This window comes from Nonomuraea wenchangensis, from assembly GCF_900111685.1.
GTDB classification, from domain to species: domain Bacteria; phylum Actinomycetota; class Actinomycetes; order Streptosporangiales; family Streptosporangiaceae; genus Nonomuraea; species Nonomuraea wenchangensis.
Genome location: NZ_FOHX01000022.1, coordinates 17,932 through 39,088, shown reverse-complemented (window position 1 = coordinate 39,088; position 21,157 = coordinate 17,932). Strand labels below are relative to the sequence as shown.

25 protein-coding genes are annotated in these 21,157 nt (G+C 70.2%); 12 read left to right on the top strand and 13 right to left on the bottom strand.

Annotated features, from left to right (window positions below; genetic code table 11):
- The first annotated feature begins 13 nt into the window (after window positions 1-13).
- From BMW85_RS42080 to BMW85_RS42060, 5 genes are read left to right on the top strand one after another with little or no spacing between them, the layout of a single operon-like run.
- Entirely contained in the window at window positions 14-574 is a 561-nt protein-coding gene (locus BMW85_RS42080; RefSeq protein WP_091092930.1) for an NADH-quinone oxidoreductase subunit J, read from the top strand.
- Entirely contained in the window at window positions 571-873 is a 303-nt protein-coding gene (locus tag BMW85_RS42075) for an NADH-quinone oxidoreductase subunit NuoK (RefSeq protein WP_091092928.1), read from the top strand. The genes BMW85_RS42080 and BMW85_RS42075 overlap by 4 nt, the downstream gene beginning before the upstream one ends.
- Window positions 870-2,741 carry an NADH-quinone oxidoreductase subunit 5 family protein gene (locus BMW85_RS42070; protein ID WP_091092927.1) on the top strand — a complete coding sequence of 624 codons (1,872 nt, stop codon included), beginning with the start codon at window positions 870-872 and terminating at the stop codon, window positions 2,739-2,741. The genes BMW85_RS42075 and BMW85_RS42070 overlap by 4 nt, the downstream gene beginning before the upstream one ends.
- Window positions 2,742-2,745: 4 nt before the next feature.
- A complete protein-coding gene (locus tag BMW85_RS42065; RefSeq protein WP_091092925.1) occupies window positions 2,746-4,245 on the top strand; it encodes a complex I subunit 4 family protein in 1,500 nt (499 codons plus the stop codon).
- Complete coding sequence (locus BMW85_RS42060; RefSeq protein WP_091092923.1) at window positions 4,242-5,645, top strand: NADH-quinone oxidoreductase subunit N; 1,404 nt, start codon at window positions 4,242-4,244, stop codon at window positions 5,643-5,645. Before BMW85_RS42065 ends, BMW85_RS42060 begins: the two co-directional genes overlap by 4 nt.
- 157 nt (window positions 5,646-5,802) lie before the next feature.
- Here the strand turns inward: BMW85_RS42060 and BMW85_RS42055 are convergent, their stop codons facing one another.
- Window positions 5,803-6,318: a hypothetical protein gene (locus BMW85_RS42055; RefSeq protein ID WP_143082592.1), complete on the bottom strand. Its 516-nt coding sequence runs from the start codon at window positions 6,316-6,318 to the stop codon at window positions 5,803-5,805.
- A 368-nt stretch (window positions 6,319-6,686) separates the two neighbouring features.
- On the opposite strand from BMW85_RS42055, the gene BMW85_RS42050 reads away from it, so the two are divergent.
- Together BMW85_RS42050 and BMW85_RS42045 are read left to right on the top strand one after the other, a co-directional pair.
- Entirely contained in the window at window positions 6,687-7,526 is an 840-nt protein-coding gene (locus BMW85_RS42050; protein WP_218156174.1) for a helix-turn-helix domain-containing protein, read from the top strand.
- A 65-nt stretch (window positions 7,527-7,591) separates the two neighbouring features.
- Window positions 7,592-8,173: a dihydrofolate reductase family protein gene (locus BMW85_RS42045; protein WP_091092918.1), complete on the top strand. Its 582-nt coding sequence runs from the start codon at window positions 7,592-7,594 to the stop codon at window positions 8,171-8,173.
- 452 nt (window positions 8,174-8,625) lie between these two features.
- Here BMW85_RS42045 and BMW85_RS52180 read toward each other — a convergent pair whose 3' ends face one another.
- Window positions 8,626-8,751 (bottom strand): hypothetical protein, encoded by a 126-nt coding sequence (locus BMW85_RS52180; RefSeq protein ID WP_281249684.1) that lies wholly within the window; start codon window positions 8,749-8,751, stop codon window positions 8,626-8,628.
- A 277-nt stretch (window positions 8,752-9,028) separates the two neighbouring features.
- Between BMW85_RS52180 and BMW85_RS48955 the strand changes: the two genes are divergently transcribed.
- Window positions 9,029-9,412 carry a hypothetical protein gene (locus tag BMW85_RS48955; RefSeq protein ID WP_143082591.1) on the top strand — a complete coding sequence of 128 codons (384 nt, stop codon included), beginning with the start codon at window positions 9,029-9,031 and terminating at the stop codon, window positions 9,410-9,412.
- A gap of 270 nt (window positions 9,413-9,682) precedes the next feature.
- Here the strand turns inward: BMW85_RS48955 and BMW85_RS42040 are convergent, their stop codons facing one another.
- Window positions 9,683-10,306 (bottom strand): dihydrofolate reductase family protein, encoded by a 624-nt coding sequence (locus BMW85_RS42040; RefSeq protein WP_091092917.1) that lies wholly within the window; start codon window positions 10,304-10,306, stop codon window positions 9,683-9,685.
- Between the two features lie 63 nt (window positions 10,307-10,369).
- Entirely contained in the window at window positions 10,370-11,398 is a 1,029-nt protein-coding gene (locus tag BMW85_RS42035; RefSeq protein WP_091092915.1) for a sigma-70 family RNA polymerase sigma factor, read from the bottom strand.
- 248 nt (window positions 11,399-11,646) lie between these two features.
- On the opposite strand from BMW85_RS42035, the gene BMW85_RS42030 reads away from it, so the two are divergent.
- From BMW85_RS42030 to BMW85_RS42020, 3 genes are read left to right on the top strand one after another with little or no spacing between them, the layout of a single operon-like run.
- Window positions 11,647-12,174, top strand: a complete 528-nt coding sequence (locus BMW85_RS42030; protein ID WP_091092913.1) for a PadR family transcriptional regulator — start codon at window positions 11,647-11,649, stop codon at window positions 12,172-12,174.
- The gene (locus BMW85_RS42025) at window positions 12,171-12,917 is read left to right on the top strand and encodes an ABC transporter ATP-binding protein (RefSeq protein ID WP_091092911.1); all 747 of its coding nucleotides are present in this window, start codon (window positions 12,171-12,173) and stop codon (window positions 12,915-12,917) included. Before BMW85_RS42030 ends, BMW85_RS42025 begins: the two co-directional genes overlap by 4 nt.
- A gap of 2 nt (window positions 12,918-12,919) precedes the next feature.
- Window positions 12,920-14,728, top strand: a complete 1,809-nt coding sequence (locus BMW85_RS42020) for an ABC transporter permease (RefSeq protein ID WP_091092910.1) — start codon at window positions 12,920-12,922, stop codon at window positions 14,726-14,728.
- 24 nt (window positions 14,729-14,752) lie between these two features.
- Here BMW85_RS42020 and BMW85_RS42015 read toward each other — a convergent pair whose 3' ends face one another.
- Window positions 14,753-15,340 (bottom strand): TetR/AcrR family transcriptional regulator, encoded by a 588-nt coding sequence (locus BMW85_RS42015; RefSeq protein ID WP_091092908.1) that lies wholly within the window; start codon window positions 15,338-15,340, stop codon window positions 14,753-14,755.
- Window positions 15,337-15,924 (bottom strand): sugar O-acetyltransferase, encoded by a 588-nt coding sequence (locus tag BMW85_RS42010; RefSeq protein WP_091092907.1) that lies wholly within the window; start codon window positions 15,922-15,924, stop codon window positions 15,337-15,339. The genes BMW85_RS42015 and BMW85_RS42010 overlap by 4 nt, the downstream gene beginning before the upstream one ends.
- 314 nt (window positions 15,925-16,238) lie before the next feature.
- Between BMW85_RS42010 and BMW85_RS42005 the strand changes: the two genes are divergently transcribed.
- Window positions 16,239-16,478, top strand: coding sequence for a hypothetical protein (locus BMW85_RS42005; protein ID WP_091092905.1), 240 nt, complete (start codon window positions 16,239-16,241; stop codon window positions 16,476-16,478).
- Window positions 16,479-16,482: 4 nt separating this feature from the next.
- Here the strand turns inward: BMW85_RS42005 and BMW85_RS42000 are convergent, their stop codons facing one another.
- The 7 genes from BMW85_RS42000 to BMW85_RS41970 form a co-directional block, all read right to left on the bottom strand.
- Window positions 16,483-16,803: a hypothetical protein gene (locus tag BMW85_RS42000; protein WP_091092903.1), complete on the bottom strand. Its 321-nt coding sequence runs from the start codon at window positions 16,801-16,803 to the stop codon at window positions 16,483-16,485.
- A gap of 635 nt (window positions 16,804-17,438) precedes the next feature.
- Entirely contained in the window at window positions 17,439-17,909 is a 471-nt protein-coding gene (locus BMW85_RS41995) for an SAM-dependent methyltransferase (RefSeq protein WP_091092902.1), read from the bottom strand.
- 29 nt (window positions 17,910-17,938) lie between these two features.
- Window positions 17,939-18,310: a DoxX family protein gene (locus BMW85_RS41990; RefSeq protein WP_091092900.1), complete on the bottom strand. Its 372-nt coding sequence runs from the start codon at window positions 18,308-18,310 to the stop codon at window positions 17,939-17,941.
- 22 nt (window positions 18,311-18,332) lie between these two features.
- Window positions 18,333-19,130: an ABC transporter permease gene (locus tag BMW85_RS41985; protein ID WP_091092899.1), complete on the bottom strand. Its 798-nt coding sequence runs from the start codon at window positions 19,128-19,130 to the stop codon at window positions 18,333-18,335.
- On the bottom strand, window positions 19,127-19,891 hold the full coding sequence (locus BMW85_RS41980) for an ABC transporter permease (protein ID WP_091092898.1): 765 nt from the start codon (window positions 19,889-19,891) through the stop codon (window positions 19,127-19,129). Before BMW85_RS41980 ends, BMW85_RS41985 begins: the two co-directional genes overlap by 4 nt.
- A complete protein-coding gene (locus BMW85_RS41975; protein WP_091092896.1) occupies window positions 19,884-20,798 on the bottom strand; it encodes an ABC transporter ATP-binding protein in 915 nt (304 codons plus the stop codon). Before BMW85_RS41975 ends, BMW85_RS41980 begins: the two co-directional genes overlap by 8 nt.
- A 52-nt stretch (window positions 20,799-20,850) precedes the next feature.
- Window positions 20,851-21,141: an antibiotic biosynthesis monooxygenase gene (locus tag BMW85_RS41970; protein ID WP_091092894.1), complete on the bottom strand. Its 291-nt coding sequence runs from the start codon at window positions 21,139-21,141 to the stop codon at window positions 20,851-20,853.
- Between the last annotated feature and the right edge of the window lie 16 nt (window positions 21,142-21,157).

The window sequence follows — 21,157 nt, the reverse complement described above, 5'->3', positions numbered from 1 at the left end:
AGGGGGGTCGCCGATGGAGGTGGCGCTGTTCTGGGTGCTGGCCGTGGCGGCGCTGGCCGGGGGCGCGCTGGTGTTCCGCGTCGCGTCGATGGCGCGGGCGACGTTCGCGCTGCTGGCGGCGCTGATCTGCGTCGGCGGCGAGCTGGTGCTGCTGGGGCTGCCGTACCTGGGGGTCGTGGTCGTGCTGATGATGGTCATGGAGATGGTGATCATGGTCGTGTTCATGGTCGCGTACATGATGAACCCCGGCGGCCTCATGCCGATGTCGATGCTGCACAACAAGCGCGGCGCGCTGGTCATCAGCGCGGGCGTCTTCCTCGCCCTGGCGGCCGGGATCCTGCTCGTGCCGTGGCCGGCCCCGGCCGTCGTCCTGCCCGCGGACACGACGTTCCAGCTCGGCGAGTCGCTGATGGGCGGGCAGATGCTGACGATGATGACGCTGGGGTTCGTACTGCTGTCCACGATGGTGGGCGCCACGGCTCTGGTGTCCCGGCGGGGCCGCTACGACCGGTACGGCGACGACCTCGACCGGCGGCCGGCCGACGATCCGGCGGGCGGAGGGGTGGGCCGGTGAACCTGCAGCTGTTCCTGCTGCTGGCGGCGGGGTTGTTCGCGATCGGGCTGTTCGGGGCGCTGTCCCAGCAGTCCATCGTCATGATCATGATGGGTGTCGAGCTGATGATCGGCGGAGTCGTCGTCGGCGCCGCCGCGTTCTGGCGGTTCCTGGCGCCGGCGGCGAGCGGGCAGGTGATCGTGGTGTCGGCGGTCGTGGCGATGGCCGTCGAGATGGCGATGGGCTTCGCCGTCACCACCGCCATCTACCGCGCCCGGCAGGTGGACATGACCGACCTGGCCAAGGACCTCAAGGATTGAGCGCCCTCGCCTGGGCGCTGGTCGCCGTACCGCTGGCCGCCGGAGCGCTGCTCGGCCTCACCGGCCGCCGCTGGAACCGGCAGGCGCCGGCCCTGGGCGTCGCCGCCGCCGCGGTGACGCTCGTCCTGGCCGTGGCCGCGGCGCTGCTGCGGCCGGCGGCGAGCACGCCGCTGCTGGCGGGGATCGAGGCCGGGCTGCGGGTGGACGGCCTGTCCGCCGTGACGGCGCTCACCGTCGCCGCCGTCACCGTCGCCGTCCTGGTGTTCGCCGCCGGCGAGCTCGGGCGGGAGGCGAACCGGGGGCGCTTCTTCGGGCTCATGCTGCTGTTCGCCGGGTCCATGCTGGTCACCGTCACGGCGACCACGCTGCCGCCGCTGCTCATGGCGTGGGAGGCCATGGGGGCGACGAGCTGGGCGCTGATCGGCTACCGGTGGCAGGAGCCGCAGCGGGTACGGGCCGCGGACGTCGCCTTCCTCACCACGCGGACCGCCGACCTCGGCCTGTACCTCGCGGCCGGCGCCGCCCTGGCCGGCGGCGTCGGCTCCCTGCGCCTGGACGAGCTGCCCACGGCCGCGTCACCGTGGCTGCACGTGGCCGCCGCCGGGGTGGTGGTCGCGGCGCTGGGCAAGTCCGCGCAACTGCCGTTCTCCTTCTGGCTGTCGCGGGCGATGGAGGGCCCGAGCCCGGTCTCCGCGCTGCTGCACTCGGCCGCCATGGTCGCGGCCGGCGCATACCTGCTGCTGCGGCTCGTGCCGCTGCAGGCCGCCGCCGGCTGGGCCGGGCCGCTGGTGGCGTGGGCCGGCGCGGGCACCGCGCTGCTCCTGGGGCTCGTCGCCGTCGCCCAAACGGACCTGAAGCAGCTCCTGGCGGCGTCCACCGCGGCGCAGGTCGGCTTCATGGTGCTCGGCGCGGGCTGCGCCGCCGTCGCCGCCGGGACGACGCAGTTCGTCGCGCACGCCGCGACCAAGGCCGGGCTGTTCCTGGCCGCCGGGGCCTGGCTGTCCGCGCTGGGCACCAAGCGGCTGCCCGCGCTGCGGGGCGCCGCCCGTACGCATCCGGTGGTCGGCGGCGCCTTCACGGTGGGGGCGCTCGCGCTGGCGGGGCTGCCGCCGCTGTCGCTGTGGGCCGCCAAGGACGAGGTGCTGGCCGCCGCCCGCGTACACGGCTGGGCCCTGTACGCGGTCGGCCTGGCGGCGGCCGTCGTCTCGGCCCTCTACAGCGTCAAAGCCCTCTGGTACGTGTGGCGCCCGCTGCCGCGCAACGCCGCCGACGGCTACGACACCGAAGGGCCGGGCACCCGCCGCGTCACCCGGCTCATGCGGGCGCCGCTGCTGGTGCTGGCGTTCGCCGCCGCCACGCTGGGGGTGCTCGCGCTTCCCGGGCCGGCCGACCGGCTCCGCACGCTGGTGGGCGACACCGGCGGGCCCTCCCCGCAGCCGTGGGAGGCCGCGCTGTCGGCGGGCGCCGCCCTGGCCGCCGCGGCGTTCGCCTGGTGGCGGGGGCCGCGTCCGCTGCCCGCGAGCGGCAGGGCGGCCGGGTGGGCGGCCGACTGGCTGGGGCTGGAGCGGGCCGCCCGGACGCTGGTCGTCCGGCCCGTGACGGCGCTGGCCCAGCTCCTGGCGGACCTCGACGACCGCGTCATCGACGCGGCGGTGCGGCGGCTGGCCCTCGGCGGCCTGTCCGCCGCCCGCCTGACGGCCCGGTTCGACGCCGGCGGGATCGACGCCCTGGTCGGCGCGGTCGCCGCCGGGGCGCGCCGGCTCGGCCGGTGGGCCCGCCGCCCGCAGACCGGGCTGCTGCACCAGTACTACGCCCAGGCCGTGATCGGCCTCGCGGCGCTGCTCCTTCTCGTGCTGCTGATGGGGTGACAGGGTGCTGAGCGTCATCGTCTTCCTGCCGCTGGTGGCGTGTGCCGCGCTGCTGCTCGTACGGCTGCGCGACCGTACGTACATCCAGGTGTGGATCGCCGTCGCGGCGGCCGACCTGCTGCTCGTCCTCGTCGCGTGGCTCGGGTTCAGGACCGGCGGCGGCCTGCAGTACGAGCAGCGGCTGCGCTGGATCCCCGGCGCCGGGGTGAGCTACCACGTCGGCGTGGACGGCCTGTCGCTGCCGCTGGTGGCGCTGACGTGCCTGCTCTTCCTCGCCGTGGCCGTCCACTCGCTGGGCGAGGAGCGCCGGGTCCGCTCGTACGTGTGCCTGTTCCTGTTCCTGCAGACGGTCTGCCTGGGGCTGTTCGCCGCGCAGGACCTCATCCTGTTCTTCGTCTTCTTCGACCTGTCCATCGTCGGCATGTTCTTCGTCATCGCGGGCTGGGGCCACGGCGAGCGGGGACGGGCGGCGGCGCTGAAGTTCTTCCTCTACACGTTCGTCGGCTCGCTCGCCCTGCTGCTGGGCTTCATCGGCCTGTACCTGGCGGCCACGCCGCACACCTTCGACCTGGTCGAGCTGACGCGGGCCGACCCGCTGGCCGGGCGGGGCGCGTACGGGGCGCTGGTGCTGCTCGCGGTCGGCGTCGGCCTGGCCGTCAAGACGCCCACGGTGCCCTTCCACACCTGGCTGCCGCCCGCGCACACCGAGGCCCCGGCCGCCGGGTCCGCCATCCTCGCCGGGATCCTGCTGAAGATGGGCACCTACGGCCTGGTGCGCATCGCGATGCCGCTGCTGCCGGCAAGCTGGCGCGACTACGCCCTGGTCTTCATCGTCGTCGGCGCCGTGTCCGCCGTCTACGGAGCCCTGGTGGCCCTGGCCCAGACCGACTTCAAACGGATGATCGCCTACACCTCCGTCAACCACATGGGGTACGTCGTCCTCGCGGCCGGCGCGGCGGGCGTCCTGGCCGGCACCGACGCCGGCGCCCGTGCCCTCGCCGTCACCGGAGCGGTCACCCAGATGGTCAGCCACGGCCTGATCACCGGCGCTCTCTTCCTGATCGCCGGCGTCCTCCACGACCGGGGCGCCACCTACGAGATGGACGCCTACTCCGGTCTGGCCGGGCCGTCGCCGAGGCTGGCCGCCGCCACGGGCGTCGCGGCGTTCGCGAGCCTCGGCATTCCCGGCTTCTCCGGCTTCATCGCCGAATTCCAGATCTTCACCGGAAGCCTGGCCTCCCAAGCGGTCGCCACCGCCGTGGCCGTGACCGGCATCGTCATCACCGCCGCGCTGTTCCTGCGCGCCCTGCGGGGGATGTTCCTGGGGCCCGTACGCCTGCCGTCCTCCGTCGGCGCGAACGGCTTCCGCGACCTCGCCACCGCCGAGACGCTGTCCATCGTGCCGCTGCTGGCGCTCGCCCTGGTCATCGGCGTCGCGCCGCGCCTGTTGCTGGACGTGGTCGAGCCCGCCAGCCGGGTCCTGGTGGGGCTGGTCTCCCGGTGAAGGAGGACCTGCTCGCCCTCGTCCCCGAACTCGCGCTCCTCGCCGCGGCCGTCGCCGGGCTGCTCACCGGCTCCTGGCTGCCCCGCCGCCGCCAGTGGATCGTCGCGGCCCTGGCCGCCGCGGCCTGCGTGACCGGCGTCGGCGCGACCGCCGGCGCTTCCGGGCGGGCGCGGACCGTGTTCTCGGGCACGTTCGCCGTCGACACGGCCACCCATGCGGGGCGGTTGATCGTCCTCCTCTCCTTGCTGCTGGTCTGCGGCATGTCCGCGGCCAGGATGCGCCGGGACAGGCGCGAGGCCGAGTACTACGTGCTGCTGCTCCTGACCGGCGCCGGCGCCCTCGCCATGATCGGCGCCGCCGACCTGCTGATGCTCTTCGCCGGCTACCTGCTGGCCAGCGTCCCCGCCTACGCCCTCGCCGGCTTCGCCAAGGACGACGCCGGCACCGAGGCCGCCCTGAAGTACTACCTGATGGGGGCGCTGCTGGGCACCGTCATGCTGGCCGGGGTGGCCGCGCTCTACGGTGCGGGGCACGCCACCCTGTACGCCGTCCTGCGCACGGGTCTGCCCGCCGCCCCGCACGCCCTGGTCGCCGCCGGGCTCGTCGCGGTGCTGGCCGGGCTGCTGTTCAAGGCCGGCGGCGTGCCGGCGCACTTCTGGGTGCCCGACGTCGCCGACGGTGCCACGGCGCCGATCGCCGCCTACGTCACCACCCTGCCCAAGATCGGCGCGCTGATCGCCGCCCACCGGTTCCTGCACCAGGCCCTGCCGTCCGGCGTCGACTGGCCGCTGCTGGTCGCCGTACTCGCCGCCGCCTCCATGACGCTGGGCAACCTGGCGGCGTTCTTCCAGACCTCCGTCAAGCGCCTGCTCGCCTACTCCGCCATCAGCCAGGTCGGCTACCTGCTCATGGCCGTCGCCGTCGCCACCCGCAGCGACCTGGCCCGGCCGGCCCTGCTGTTCTATCTGGCCGCGTACGCCCTGACCAACCTGGGCGCGTTCGCCGTGGTGGCCGCACTCCCCCGCGCCCGCGCCATCGCCGACTACCGCGGGCTCGCCCGCCACCGTCCCGGCCTGGCCGCCGTCCTGGTCGTCTGCCTGCTCGGCCTGGTCGGCACCCCGCCCACCGGCGTCTTCCTCGGCAAACTGGGGGTCTTCAGCGCCGCGATGGACGGCGGCTACGCCTGGCTCGCCGTGCTCGCCGTCGTCAACACGGTCGCCTCCCTCTTCTACTACCTGCGCTGGCTCACCCCGCTCTTCCGGCCCGCACCCCTGTCCCCTCGCATCGGGTGGCGTTCCTGGCCCGCCGGGGTGGCGTACGTCGCCGGCACCCTCTCGCTCGCCCTGGGCGTCGCCGGCGGCGCCGTACTGCCCTTCCTGCAAGGACGTGACTTCCGCTGATGAGCGGCGGGGAATCGTCAGAGGTGGATGGCGCGGTGTCCGCGCCCGCAGCGCGCATCGTGCCGGGAGCCGGCCCCGATTGCGCCGGTCCGGGAGCACTCCAAAGGCCGGCCTCGGCCTCAAGCTGCCGTAACCCCCGGCTTCAATCCTCTCCAACTCAAGAGCCCAAATCTTTCATCATTTGCCGATACGCGTCGGCGTGAGCAGGGTAGAGCTCTGCCATCTTTCTGAAGAAGAGCTGACCTGCGCCTCTCAGTGCAGCGATGAATTCGGGGGATCGCGCACTGGCACTTCGCGTGACTTCCCCGACCTCGCATGATACAAGAATTCTTGCCCCCTGACGTTGAAAAGTGAGCTGGATCGACTGATCAGGGAAAGAAGTAGAGCATCTGTCGGACTCCGAGAGTGTCTTGACCATAGTTGCGATGTAGGCCCAGAGCTGATCGACAAGGTCCCACTCCTCCAGCCCGATGATCAGAACTTCATCGACAACCAGCTCGATGGCCCCTTCTATGTAGCGGGAGTCTCCATAGGGAACCACGCAATCTTCCACCCTGATGAAGTTACCGTCCCGCTGTCGCAGATAGCTTTTAACGCTGACCGCCATATTCCTGCCATCCCGATCGAGGTGAAACTGCCCGATTCTACCGTTCTCGTCGATAGCGGTAGGCACCTGGAATAAGTCTTGATCTTCGCCTTTTCGCCGCAAGGCCGCGAGGCCCAGCGTTGCAGATAAGGATGTTCACGTTTCCTGACCTGGTTCGACGTCGTCCAGCGCTTCACGTCGGGGACTTGGATCCATCTCCCAGCGGACGTATGAACCCAAGCCCCACCCATTCCGTAGCCGAAGGTGCTGCGCTCGGCGCTGGCGCCGCTCTCCATCCTCAGGCGGTCGAGGTGACCGAAGATGCGGTCGATGCGACCCCGCCTGGTAGGAGGGTGGCGCGCCGAGTCGCAGATGTGCGTCCAGGTGCGGTCGGCCGCTTTTCCGGCGGCAGCGCGGCTGGACCATCCCGTCGGGGCGTCGGCGATACTGTCCGCGTGGAGTACGTGTCCAGAGTGCCGCGACCGCCGCTGGACGGGCTGATCGACGACCTTTACTACCTGGAGGGTACGCCGCCGTACGCCCGGCTGACACTGCCGCCGGGGCCGTCGGCGTTGCTCATCGTCAACCTCGGGGCGCCGTTCCGCATCCGCGCCGGCACCGACATCGAGACGGCCGAGTACGCCGACGGCTGCGTGGTCACCATGCCCACCCGCGCCTTCGAATTCGGCTATCCGCCGGGGACCCGGTCCGTCGGAGCGCACGTCAAGCCGTGGGGGCTGGCGCCGTTCCTGCCGATGCCCGCGGCCGAGCTGTGTGACCGGCCGGTGACGATAGAGCAGGTTTGGGGCCGGCCCGCCGTCGCTGAGCTGCGAGACCGGCTGGCCACGGCGGACGGACCGCACGAGATGCTGACGCTGCTCGAGGAGGAGCTCATGCGACGGCTGTGCGAGACCGCCGGCCTGGGGCTGGTCCGCCATACGAGCAGCGTCATCGCGGCGACCAGCGGGGCGGTGGCGATCGGCGACCTGAGCGTGGCAGCCGGTGTCAGCAGCACTCATCTGGCGCAGCGGTTCAAGGAGCTCATCGGCGTCACGCCGAAGCGGCTGGCCCGCACCTACCGCTTCGCCGCCACCGTGTTCGCGATCAACCCCGCCGGACCGATCGACTGGGGCGACCTCGCCGGTGGCGCGGGCTACTTCGACCAGGCCCACTTCGGCCACGAGTTCCGGGCGTTCACCGGGCTCACGCCGACCCGGTACGTCGAAGTCCGGCGGCGGTTCCTGCGCGAACATCCCGGCCACGTGCTGGACGGCTGGCCGCTGCCGGCCGATTGATTTCTTACAAGAGCGACAGCTCACGACACGCTAATTTGGGGCACCCCTAAGCAGAGGAGAGCCCCGTGGGCAAGGTGGTCATGTACAGCTCGGTGTCCGTGGACGGCTTCGTCGCGGACGACAATGACCAGCCCGGACCGCTGTTCGACTGGCTGTCCAGCGGTGACGTCCCCTTGGACGAGAGCGGCGAGCTGAAGGTGTCGCAGACCTCCTACGACTACACCCGGCCGTACTGGGACCAGATCGGAGTCACGATCGTCGGCCGCCACGTCTTCGACCTGACGGACGGCTGGGACGGAAAGCCTCCGAGCGGCATCGACCACGTGGTCGTCGTGACGCACCGGCCGCAGCCCGAGGGCTGGGACTCCGAGGCGCCGTTTCACTTCGTCGACGGCGTCGAGGCGGCCATGGCCAAGGCGCAGGAGCTCGCGGGTGACCGCATGATCGAGGTCGCCGCCGGCGACGTGGGCGGCCAGATGCTTGCCGCGGGCCTGATCGACGAGGTGCGCATGGACGTCGTACCCGTCGTGTTCGGCTCCGGCAAGCGCTACTTCGGTTCGGTCCACGCGCAGCACCTGCTGGAGGACCCTGACGTGGTGATCCAGGGCAACCGGGTGCTTCACCTGCGCTATCAGGTGAGACGTTGACCGACCAGTGCGAACGTAGATCGGGCCTCCGGCTGCGTTCGCGCATCGCTGTCCCTGGTCGGGCAGCCGGGGCCGATCCGCCCCAGCACCCCACCTGCGGCAAGTTCGACTCAAGATCACTGGTTGCCGGTTTCCGCCGTATCCTGGCCGACCCCCGAACGGACTTGGCCTGAGCGTGGCCACGGGACTTCGGGCCCGATCAACGCGCCGACGCCGCCCTCCCATCAGGGCTTCTGATATCGCGAGGGCGATGGGGGGCGGCAGCACCGAGCGGCACCCGAGGCGTTCACCACGATCCACGCCGCCGACGTTGCGGCGTCGGAGCGGGCCGTCGTCCGCCGCGACGACGCCCCCAAGCTCGCGCCCCGCGCCCTGGGCGCCCGCCCGCGCTGCGAACATGACCGACCACCACCGCCGGGGACAGCCTCGACCTGCGGAAAGCAGCCGAGTCGCTAGTAGGACTTCAGCCACACGACCAGCTCCAGCAGATGATGCTCATCCTGGGTACAGCCGCGCGCCCACTCGATCTCGGCCTCGGTCGGCGTGAACGCCTCCGCCGGCTCCCGCGCTGACACCACCCTGGCGGACCTTGGGTACGCAGTTCGATCGACCGAGGTCACCAACAACCCTCAAGACCGCCATCAACACGACTGTCAGACTCTGCGGTGTCTTTCTGCCGTATTCCGGTCGCCCCCCTACTAGGGTCGAACCATGACAACTTGAGATGTGGCTGTGTCTAGCGGTGACGCCGGCACAGCCTAATCCCAAGTTGGCAGTCCGCCCGGCATGGCCTCGCAGCAATAATGTTGACCGGCAGGCTCAACCAGACACAGATTCGGAAGTCTATTCATGCAAATGCCTGCGCGAATTGCGCGAACGCTACTGATTGCACAGGGAGCCCTGGCCATTCTCGGCGGCCTCTTTCTCGCGCTCATCGGCATGATTGCGACATTGGGGCCCGGAACAGCTGCTGGGACTTCCTGGCTTTTAATTATCATCCCTATTGTGGGGTTTGTTGTGGGTGTGATCGCCATCGCTCTTGCGGTCAAATGGCAGACGAGAAGAAAATGGGTGTGGCGCTCTACTGTCGCCTTCGAATCTGTCAGTCTGGCACCACCTGCCGTGGTCGCATTCCTGGAGAGTGATCGGAGTGTCGTAGGAGGGATATCCATTCCGATCGTCGTTCTGATGCTGTTGGTGATGCCATCCACTCGACAATGGTTCGATCTGGATCGATAGCTGGAAAACCGACAGAACCCTGAATAGAGCGAGATGTCTTCCGAGCTGGCACGATGGCCGGCGCCGGTCGTACCCGTCAATGCCCTGGCCTTGCCCCCGCCAGGCCGAAGCTGTGGACCGTGTCCGGTGCCTTGATCGAGATATAACCGTCGAACAGACCACCGCAGTGCATCTGCCAGTTCGAACGGCAACCACCGGAACAGCTCTCCGGGACGACCAGGGACGAACACTGCGCCTGCCGAAATCTCATTCATGCGCACTTCGTCGACGTCATGCGTCGCGGTTGACCACCTTGTAATGCAGCAGCACGTTGTCCGAGCCGTCCCGGCGCCGGGTGTCCACGAGCTGCAGCGGCGGGACCGGGCCGGTGCTGAAGGCCGGGGTACCCTCGCCGAGAACGGCGTGGCCGACCATGAGGTACAGCTCGTCGATAAGCCCGGCGACCAGCAGGTCGTTCCAGAGCGTCCGGCTTCCGAACATCAGGATGTCCTTGCCCGGCTGGTCCTTGAGTTCCGCGACGACCTCGTGCGCGTCCGCTCGTCGCACGATGGTCGTGGTGTCGGTCCACGGCGCGGTGTCGTCTTCGGTCAGGGAGTCGGACACGACGAACTTCCGCATCTCGTTGTTGCGCTGACCGGTCTCACGGTGCAGGTCGGCCACGTCGGGGGTGTTGGCCACCGCCGGGGACACCGCGGGGTTCTCGGCCACCGCCGGCCAGTACCCCTTGAGCCCCATGTACGTCGTCGCGCCGAGCAGCAGCGTGTCAGCGGCCCGCTGCCGCTCAAGGTTGTGCTCGTCGAAGAACCCGTCCATCGGCAGAGCCATCACGTTGCGGCCCGGCCCCTCGACGTACCCGTCGAGCGACATGATGGTGGAGACGATCAGTTTGCGCATGGCTGTGCCCCTCAGGTTGGTGTTCGAGCTGTCACCCGATCAGAGACACCGTCGATGCCGGATTCATCGGTCCGGCCAAGAAAATTCCGCGGGAACGGGGAAACGGCGAAGCATCTGGGGGTCGACGAAGCCGGCAATCCACGAGATCCGGCTGTCCCGCAGGCTCAGCACATTGACCGCGCCCAGCCGGAACCGCTCCCCGTCGTCCTGGTAGCACGCGAACGCGGGCTGCCCGTTCGCCGCGATCGGCACCAGCCGCCACGGCGTGGCGAACACCCGCTCGGCCATGAACCGGCCGACATCCTCCCGACCGTCGAACCACGCGGGCAGAGGTGGCATGGTGAACCGGGCGTCCTCGGTCAGCAGGTCGATCAGCGCCGGGACGTCGGCCCGTTCCCACGCCGTCACGAACGCGTCCACCAACGCGCGGCGTCCGCCCGGACCCAGCGCGGTCAGTTCGGCCTGCTGGGTGCGTCGCGGCACCCGCTGCCCCAGTGTCGCCCGGGCTCGCTGCATCGCGCTGTTCACCGACGCGGGCGTGGTGTCGAGGATCCCGGCGACCTCCGCGGCGGTGAACCCCAGCACCTCGCGCAGGATCAGCACCGCGCGCTGGGTGCCCGGCAGGTGCTGCAGCGCGGCGACGAAGGCCAGCTCGACGCTCTCCCTGCGCAGGTAGGCCGCCGCCGGGTCGGGCTCCTCTTCAGCGGGCAGATCGTCGGGCCACGGCTCCAGCCAGATCGGACCGGTCACCGGATCGCCGAGGTCGTGGACGTCGGAGCGGGCCGGGCCATGCTCGGACGACAGCATCCGCCGGGGTCGCCGCGAGGACAGCCGCAGGCAGACGTTGGTCGCCACGCGGTAGAGCCAGGTGCGCAGCGAGCTGCGGCCTTCGAAGCCGGCCAGGCCTCGCCATGCGCCGAGCAGCGACTCCTGGACGGCGTCCTCGGCGTCCTGGACTGAGCCGAGCATTCGGTAGCAGTGGGCGTACAGGTCCCGGCGATGCCGCTCCACCAGCAGTTCGAACGCCGCCTGGTCGCCCCTCTGCGCATCAGCCAGTAATCGCTCTTCCGACACCCCGCCAGCCTCGACCATGGGCCCATCTTGCCGCCCCAGCGTGGTATCCACGAACGCTTCACCGGGATGTCTGGACTCCAGGCCGAGCGAGAACACCAACGGCCGATCCGCTCCCGGTGCCGATCACCCGGAATCCCGTGAAGCCATCGGCGCCACCCAGCAGCGAAAAGGGCGCGCCATTCACCGCCGAAAGTCACCTGTGACGGCGGGCCGCCCACCAGGCTAACCGTTAGCTATAGTGGCTAACGGTTAGAGGGAGGTGACCCATGCAGCAGGAAGTGTTGCTGGCGATGCTGGCGAAGGAGCCCTCGCACGGCTACCAGCTGCGCGCGAGGCTGCGTGACGCGCTCGGTCCGCTCGGTGACGCGATGAACGCCGGCCAGGTCTACGTCACGCTGACCAGGCTGGAGAAGGCCGGGCTGCTGGCGGCCGAGAGGTCCGCCGACGACGCCGACCGGTCGGATCGCAAGGTGTACACGCTCACCCCCAGCGGCCACCAGCGAGTCGCCGAGTGGATCGCCGAGGTGAGCTGGCCGAAACCCGGCCTCGCCGAGTTCCATCTCAAACTGGTCGCGGCGGCGTCGGCCGGGCTCGCCGACCCGCTCACCATCGTCGACGCGCAGCGCCGCGAGCTGCTGCGCCGGCTGCGTGACGCCCAGCGCGCCGCCATGGCCGAGCCGGACCGCTCGGACGCGGCGCTGCTGCTGGAGGGAATCGTGCTCCGGCTGCAGGCGGACCTGCGCTGGCTTGAGGCATGTGAGAAGAACTGGACCCGCCGGAGGAGTGGAACATGAGCGGCTCTGCGTACACGCCCGTGCTTCGAGCTCACGGATTACGCAAGGAGTACGGCAAGGGTGACGGGCTGGTGCGGGCCGTCGACGGCGTCGATCTCGAGATAGGCGAGGGAGAGACGGTGGCGATCATGGGCCCCAGCGGCTGCGGGAAGTCCACCCTGTTACACCTGCTCGGGGGCCTGGACCGGCCCTCGGCCGGAGAGGTGTCGCTGAACGGCCGCCGCATCGACGACGTCAGCGAGAAGGATCTGGCCCGGATGCGGCGGACCGACGTCGGCTTCGTCTTCCAGTCGTTCCACCTGATGGAGGAGCTCACCGCCGTGGAGAACGTCGAGCTGTCGGCGCTGCTGGCCGGGCGCTCGCCACGTGCCGCCAGACGGCGCGCCGAGGAGCTGCTGGAGCGGGTCGGGCTGGCCGGCCGGACGCGGTTCCTGCCCTCCGCGCTCTCCGGCGGGCAGCGGCAGCGCGTCGCGGTCGCCCGGGCGCTGAGCAACGAACCGAAGGTCGTCCTGGCCGACGAACCGACCGGAAATCTCGACAGCGCCGCCACCCTGGACGTCCTTCAGCTCTTCGAGGACCTGCACGAGTCGGGGCAGACGCTGGTCATCGTCACGCACGACCCGCGGATCGCGGCGACCGCGGACCGGATGTTCTCGATGCGCGACGGCGCCCTGGTGGACGAGACCAGGTTGACGGGCGGCACCACCGGCGGCCTCGGCGCCCTGATCGGGCTGGAGGACTGAGGATGATCGGCCGCCTCCTGCTCGTGTGCCGGCTCGCCGTACGTGACCTGCGGCGACGCCGTACGGAGACCGCGCTCCTGCTGCTCGCCGTCATGGCCGCCACCACGACGTTGACGCTCGGGCTCGTCCTGCGCGACGCGGCCGGCGACCCCTACCGGAGCACCCGGGAGGCGACCCACGGACCCGATGTGATCGCCGGCGCGGGCCGGCCCGCGCCCCTGTCAGACCTGCAGAAACTGGCCGGCGTCACCGACCACAGCGGCCCCTACCCGGTTGCCGCGGCGAAGTTCCAGGCATCGGGCCGAACCTCGGACGTACAGGCCGTCGGGCGCGACAGCGCGGCGGCGTCGGTCGACCAGCCCGCGCTGACAGAGGGAAGCTGGGTGAGCGACGACGGTGTGGTGGTCGAGGCCGCCTTCGCCGGCGCGTTCGGGGTGCGCGTCGGCGATCCGGTGACCCTGGACGGCCGGTCGTTCGAGGTCGTCGGCGTGGCGGTCTCCGCCGCCATGGCGCCCTATCCCAGTGGATCCTGCCTTGTCGCCCAGGGATGCATCAACGGGCCCATGTCGGCCGACACGCCTGAAGGGCTCCTGCAGAACCCTGGACTGGTCTGGCTCACCCAGAAAGATGTACGCAGCCTCGATCCGGACCACCTGACCTACGTGACGAACCTCAAGCTGGCTGACCCGGACGACGCCCAGACCTTCGTCGACGCCCATCGCAGCGGCGGCACACGACTGCAGTCCTGGCAGAGCGTCCTCGAAGACGCCACCGAACTGGCCAAGGACTCCCAGATCCTGCTGATGATCGGCGCCTGGCTGCTCGGGCTGCTCGCCGTGGCCGGCCTCTCCGTGCTGGTCGGCGGCCGGATGGCCGACCAGCACAGACGCGTCGGGCTGCTCAAGGCCGTCGGTGGGACTCCGGGCCTCGTCGCCGCCGTCCTGCTCGCGGAGTACGTTCTCGTGGCCGTCCTCGCCACCGCCGCCGGATTGACGGCCGGAACGCTGGCCGCGCCGTTGCTCACCGAGTCGAGCGCCGGTCTGCTCGGCGCCGCGAGCCCGCCGCCGATGACCCTGTCCACGATCGTTCTGGTGACCGCCGTGGCGCTGGGAGTCGCGGTGGCCGCGACGATCGTCCCGGCCGTACGGGCTGCCCGCGTCAGCACGGTCGCCGCGCTCGCGGACTCGCCACGCCCGCCCCGCCGCGTCGGCTCGCTGATCGCGCTCTCGGCTCGGCTGCCCGTCCCGCTGCTCCTCGCCGTCCGGGTCGCCGCCCGCCGCCCGCGCCGGGTCGCGCTGGGCGTCCTCAGCATCGCGATCACCGTCAGCGGGATCTACGTCCTGCTGGTGCTCAACGCCTTCCTCACCTCCCAGCCACTCGCCGGCGGCTACGGCGATGCCCAGGTGGAGGTGCTGCGCCGCGTGCTCCTCGCCTGGACGGTCCTCCTGCTCTCCCTGGCGGCGATCAACGCCGTCGTCATCACCTGGACGACGGTGCTCGACAACCGGCACGCGTCGGCCCTGACCCGCGCCCTCGGCGCGAGCCCCCGTCAGGTGAGTACGGCCATGGCCGCCGCGCAGGTGCTGCCCGCGCTCGCCGGCGCCGTCCTGGGCGTCTTCCCGGGAGGATTCGCGCTGTTCGCCGCCATCAACACGATCACCGGCGGGGACAGCGGCAGGGCCACGCTCCCCGCGCCCTGGCAACTGCTCACCCTGGTGCTCGCCACCGTGCTCGTGGTCGCGGCGCTGACCGCCGTTCCCGCCCGCCTCGGCGCCCGCCGGCCCGTGACCGAGACCCTCCAGGGATGGTGACGGCCAGAGAAGCCGAGCGGGAGGTCAGCGCAGGTAGCGCTCGATGGCGTGGCGGATCTGCTCGGGCGTCATCGGGTCGGTCGACAGGGCGCTGTGCAGCACGAGCCCTTCGATGAGCGCGTCGAGCTCCCGGGCGGTGGTGGCGTCGAAGTGGCGTTCCAGCGCCTGGCGGCTGCGTGCCATCCATGCCTGGACGACGGCTCTCAGGGCGGGGTTGCGTGCCGCGGCCACGTACAGCTCCACGGCCAGGACGAGGTCGTGCTGCGAGCCGAGCAGGTCGTCCGAGACCAGCGCGATCACGGCCTCGACGGCCGCCTCACGGTCCCGGGGCGCGCTCAGCCGCTCGTCGAAGAGGCGGGCCACCGAGTCGGCGTGCCGGGTGAACGCCTCGATGAGGACCTCCTCCAGGGAGGCGAAGTGGTAGGTCATCGACCCCAGCGGCACGTCGGCGACGCGGGCGATCTCCCGGTGCGTCGTCGCGGCGGCGCCGCGTTCGGCGATGACGGTGAGTGCGGCGTCGATCAGCCGGTCCCGCCGTCCGGGATCGTGCCGCCGTGGCCGCCGTGGCCCCCGTGCCGCGGAGGGCTGGGGGGTGGCGGTGAGGCCGCTCATGCTGTACCGGGTTCGATCGTACGGACCACGCGAGCGGGATTGCCCACCGCCACGACGTTCGCCGGCAGATCGCGGGTGACCACCGCGCCGGCGCCGACGACGGTGTTCTCCCCGATCGTGACCCCGGCCAGGATGATCGAGCCGCTGCCCAGCCAGACGTTGTCGCCGACGGTGATCGGACGGGCGGCCTCCCACTTGGCCCGGCGCGGCTCCGGATCGACCGGGTGCGTCGGGGTGAGCAGCTGGACGTTCGTACCGATCTGCACGTCGTCGCCGATGATGATCGGCGCGACGTCCAGGGCGACGAGGCCGAAGTTGGCGAACGACCGGGCGCCGATGCGGATGTTGCTGCCGTAGTCGACCCGCAGCGGCGGCCGGATCTCCGAGCCCTCGCCGACCGCGCCGAGCAGCTCGGTGAGCAGCCGGCGCCGCTTCTGCGGTTCGCGGGCCGGCGTCGTGTTGAACGCCTCCATCAGGTCCATGGCCCGCAGGTTGTGCTCGGCGAGCTCAGGATCGTCGGCGAGGTAGAGGTCACCGGCGAGCATCCGCTCGCGCATGGAGCGACCGTCCAGGTCAGGAGTCATGTGTACCAACGTACACATGCTGTGTGCCCTCGGCGACATGGCCGCGTCGGACCTCCTCAGCGTGGACACTGACAACCTGGCCGCCCCGTACGGGCGGAACCTGGGCCGGTACGGCATGGACCCGGCGGTGCCGGCGCTGCTCGACCAGATCAGCGCCGAGCTGGAGGAGCGCGACCGCCGGCGCGACGCCCGGCGCCTGCCCGCACGACCCGCGCGACCCCGACCAGCGGCCGCTGGCCACCGCGTGGGCGGCCACGTACGCCGACGCACTCCCCGACGACACGGCCGCCAGCGGCCAGGAAGAGGCCTAGACCGTGGACCGCATCGCCGAGGGGTACATTGCCGGCGTCTACTATGCCGTCACCGTGGGCGAATCCCAGAAGGGCGAGCCCGACAGCATCGGCGTTGTCTCCGGGGCGGCCGCGGCGCACCGGTTGCTGGAGTTCCACGACAGGCAGCCGTTGCCGCACTCGCAGCCCGTGCTTGACGTCAGTAACGCGGAGTCAGTGGTGTCGGCTCTCCAGGAACTGACCCACGTCATCCGGGTCAGGTGAGTTCCTAGGGGTGGTAGAGCCAGAGTTCAACCCGCCAATCGGCGACCGTCCAGCAATATGACTGGTAGCCCCGGGCGTTCCACACCCTTCCCATCTCGAGGCACTTGTTGCATCTATTGGTGTCGGTGAACGTTGTGCTGAAGTTGAACCACCAGGGCGGCGGCGACGAGGAACAAGTGGCGAGTAGCGCTGCCTGGGAAGCGTTCGTCGCCATCGCGTAAGAGTTGGTGGAGGACTGCTCGCTGACGCCTGCTCTGGCGGGGAGCGTGGTGGCGAAGAAGGCCAACAACGTCAGGAACGTCGTGATGAGCGCTTTGCGGGTCATGGCTTGCGTCTCGATCCTGTTGGGGTTTTCGGTACGGCGGAGTGTTGCGTGCAGGGATCCCCTGCGACAGTTCTTGGCGCCTGTACGACCGATGCTGCGCTAGCAGCACGACCACGTCCGTCCGGCCGATCCGGAAGGCTCTAGGCTTACGGGACATCCGTCCGGGAATCGACGACGTGGCAGCCTTGAGGATCGCCGCTCACCCTTGATACCGGGCCTGCCGTACCAGACACTTTGGTCACCCATGGGCCAACGACGTCTCTCGTGTAGGGCCAGTGGCCTGAGTTGCATTTCGCGATCACACGGTAGGAGCCGAATCCGCCCCAGCATTGTGTGTAGGCAACGTTGCCCTCAGTGCTCAGGCCTGCAACGCAGTCCCATACCTCAGCTCGCGCCGGCGTGGCGATTCCGGCGAGGACGACGGCACCAACCGCCCCCGCAGTCAGGGCCCGTACGAGGTTGCCCATTGCGTCTCCTTAAGCCCCATTGGTTTGGCTTTGAGCTTCATGCTCTGCGCTCGCCTGATCTGAGAACAGGGCGACAGGAGGACACCTATCGGACTTTCGGGTGAATGCGCACACCCGGATCGGAGCCGGTGGGGATGACGCGCGCGATGCCCCTTCGCGCATGGATCTTCAGTAATAGTGAGACATGAGTTCGGTCGCCCAGGGCGGTTGAACGACCGGTTGCCGGGGGGCGAACTCAGCCAGGTACGGCTTGACATCCAAGACCGGTGAGCCCGAAAGCGCGTCCAGGTCGGCGACATGCAAGGTCAGGCCGTCCACGGTGAGTAGTCTGCAGCGGGAGATGCCCAGGCGGTTGGGGCGGTATGGTCCACGGTGGGCGAAAACGCCGACGGGCGCCGCACTCGGGTTTCCTCTCGGGGGGCGGGGCCGGCTGTTCACCTTGGCCGGGTCGATCCGGTCGAAGAGGAATACCACCTCCAGATGGGAGAAGTGTTCCAGACCGAGCACTGCCGAGGCGGTGAACGACTCGCCGTCGAGCTGGATCACGGCTCGCACGTCGCGCCAGTTGTCTTCGTACATCTCTCTGCGGCCGCCCACGACGTGGCCGACGGGGCGCAGGGTCACACTCTCCGTTGCCATGGTGATCTCCTGGTTCTGGAGTGTTGTCCTCAGAAGGCGTAGGGGCCGAAGCGGCCCCAGGCGATGAGCGCGGCCGGCGCCAGCAGCACCATGTTGACGACGACGGCCGTCGGCTCTTTGCGGCGGGCGTGGGTGGCGGCGGCGCCGAGCATGGTGACGGCCAGGCCGGTGGCGGCCAGTGGGGTGAGGATCGAGGCGATGCCGGTGACGGCGGGCAGGATCAGACCGAGGGCGCCGAGAAGTTCGACCGCGCCGATCAGGCGGACCTGGGGGAGGGTGAAGTCCTCCACCCAGGGCGCCATGGGGCGCAGTTTCTCCTTCGGCTGGGTGGCATGCATGGCCCCGGTCAGGCCGAAGACGGCGGCCAGGACGGCTTGGGCCACCCACAGGAACACGTTCATGTCTTTCCTTAGGGTTCTTGGTCTAGTAGCGGCCGAGGGTGCCACGGTGCCGGGCGAGGTGTTCGAGCCGGTTGAACACGATCACCCCGGCGGCCGTGATGAGCAGCGGCTGGGCCAGCAGCCAGCCGAGTCCCCAGCCGGTGGGCAGGGCGACGAGGGAATGCCCGCCGAGCAGGATGTCGCGCATCGCCTCGATGCCGGGCGCGATGGGAACGACCAGCCGGCTGAGGAAGGCGATCGGGTCGGGCATGGCGGCCAGCGGGACGAGGGTGCCGCCCGCGATGGCGTAGACGGCCACGGACAGCTGGGTGATGATCTCGATGCGCTTGAACACCAGGGTCAGCCCGCACAGGATCAGGGACAGTCCGCAGGTGCCCAGCACGATGGCGGCCAGCGGCACGATCACCTGTGCGTCGAAGGGCAGCCGCCCGCCCTGGAGGCCGGCGGCGGTGGCGCCGGTGGCCAGGACGGCCAGCGCGGTGGGTACGGCCGCGATCACGGCGGCGACCTGCCGGCCGAGGATGCTCGCGGCCGAGGGCAGCGGGGTCAGGTACGTCTGTTCAAGAACACCGGACTGGATGTCGCCCAGATAGCTCCAGAACACCCGGTTGACCTGTTCGTGGATGAAGGTCAGCGCCACCATGCCGAGCAGCACCGGCAGCAGCAGGTCCGCACGCAGCTGTCCGCGTCCCATGAACAGCACGATGAGCAGATAGAACAGTGGAAATGTGATCATCTCCATCAGGGCTTCGCGCCATCCTGCGAGCAGGTTGAGCAGGCCCTTGCGGACTTCGGCGGCGAATCCGCGGGCGAAGGTCATGACGACTCCAGGGCTCGGCGGTGGTTGCGGGCGAACAGCAGGCCGGCGACGGCGGTGAGCGCGAGGGTGTGGGCGAGCAGCCAGGGCAGGACGCCGCCGGTCCAGAGCTGGGTCAGGGTCCGGCCCTCGAACAGAGTCTGGGTGAGCGCCTCGATGCCCAGGGTGGTGGGCAGGACCCTGGCCGCTGTCGCCAGCCAGTCCGGATACAGCTCCAGCGGCAGGAACGAGCCGTTGAGCAGCAGCACCAGCGAGGTGAACAGCGACTGCAGGGCGCCGATCATCGGGGAGACCAGAGCGAGGGAGGCCAGCAGGAAGGTGAAGGCCAGCGCGTTGACCCCCAGGAGCACCGCGGGCAGGAGCGCCGCCCAGCGCAGGGGAATCGCGATCTGGGCCACCAGCATCGGGACGAGGGCTGCGACGGCGGCCACGGCCAGCCCGAAGATCGAGGCGGTGAGCAGCCGGCCGAGCATCGGCAGCCACGGCGGCGCCGGGCTCATCTGGGACTGGGCGAAAGTCCCTGCCCGTTTCTCCTCGATGAGGTCGGCGACCATCACCAGGCCGGCGTACTGCAGGAACCAGTAGCCGCCGATCGCGACCAGGGTTTGCGGCAGCAGGTCCTGACGCAGCTCGCCCTGGCCCAGGACGAACTGCAGGCCGAGGTACATCATGGTGCTGATCAGCAGCGTGATCACATGCCCGACCGGGTGAGCGAGCTGAACCCGCAGCCCTTTGCCGATCTCCGCGCGCAGGACCTCATGCATGGGACGGCTCGCTCACCAAAGCGAGGAACACGTCCTCCAGATCGGGCTGCACCTGAGTCAGCGACTCCAGGACGGCTCCCTGCGCGCGCAGCCGCTCGACCACGTCGTACACCTCGCGCGGATCGCTCACCCGCACGTTGATGGTGGTGACGCCCTCCCGGGTGACGGCGTCGAAGCCGGGCGGTGCCGCTCCTTCGAGGCGGATCTCGTACCGATCGCGCTCTCGGAAGCGCGCCAGAAGTTCACGCGTGGGCAGGTCGGCCACCAGCCGCCCCTGGCGCATGACGGCCACCCGGTCGCACAGCTCCTGAGCCACATCCAGTTGGTGGGTGGTGAGCAGAATGGTGGTGCCGAGCTCGCGGGCCTGCTCGGCGATCCAGTTCTTGACGGTGCGGGTGGCCTCGACGTCCAGGCCGAGGGTCGGCTCGTCGAGCAGCACGATCGGCGGGTCGGCGATCAGGGCGGCGGCGATCGCGACCTTCTGCTGCATGCCGCGTGAGAAGCCGCCGACCTTGTCGTGGCGGCGCTCCCACAGGCCCAGATCAGTGAGCAGATCCTGGGCGCGCTCGGCAACCCGGGCCTTGCGCAGGCCCTTGAGCCGGCCGAAGTACATCAGGTTCTGCCAGGCCGACAGGCTCCAGTAGACGTTGCGCGAGCCTTCCAGCACGGCGCCGAACTGCGCCATCGCGGCTGAGCGCTGCCGGGCCACGTCGAAGCCGCCCAGCCGGACCTGGCCCGAGGTGGGGGTCAGCAGGCCGGCCAGCATCTTGATGGTGGTGGTCTTGCCGGCGCCGTTGGGGCCCAGGAAGCCGAACACCGTGCCGGTGCCGACGTGCAGGGACACCTCGTCGACCGCCCGGACCTGCGCTGCGCCGTACACCTTGGTCAACGCGTCGATCTCGATCACGTGATCTCCTCGATCGGGGGAAGTCCCGGCCCCGCGAGGGGCCGGGGGGCCATCAGTGCTCGTCCAGGACGGCGATGTCGTCCACGGTGGCCTCGCGCGTCAGCGCGAAGGCCGCGGCGGCGGTGGCGTCGCCGGGCACGGCCTGGCGGGCCGCTTGCAAGCTTGCGGCCGAGTCCCAGCGCCAGACGCCGGCCCACGTGGAGTCGTCGATCCGGCCGAGGCGCGCCTCGGTGAGTCCGGGGAGGGCCGCCCTGGTCGCCGACACCAGGGCGGCGTGTCGGGCCCGAAGCTCCTCGGCGTCGGCGGGGTCGGCTTGAAAACGGGTGACGGTGATGACCGACATGGCTGAACCTGCTCTC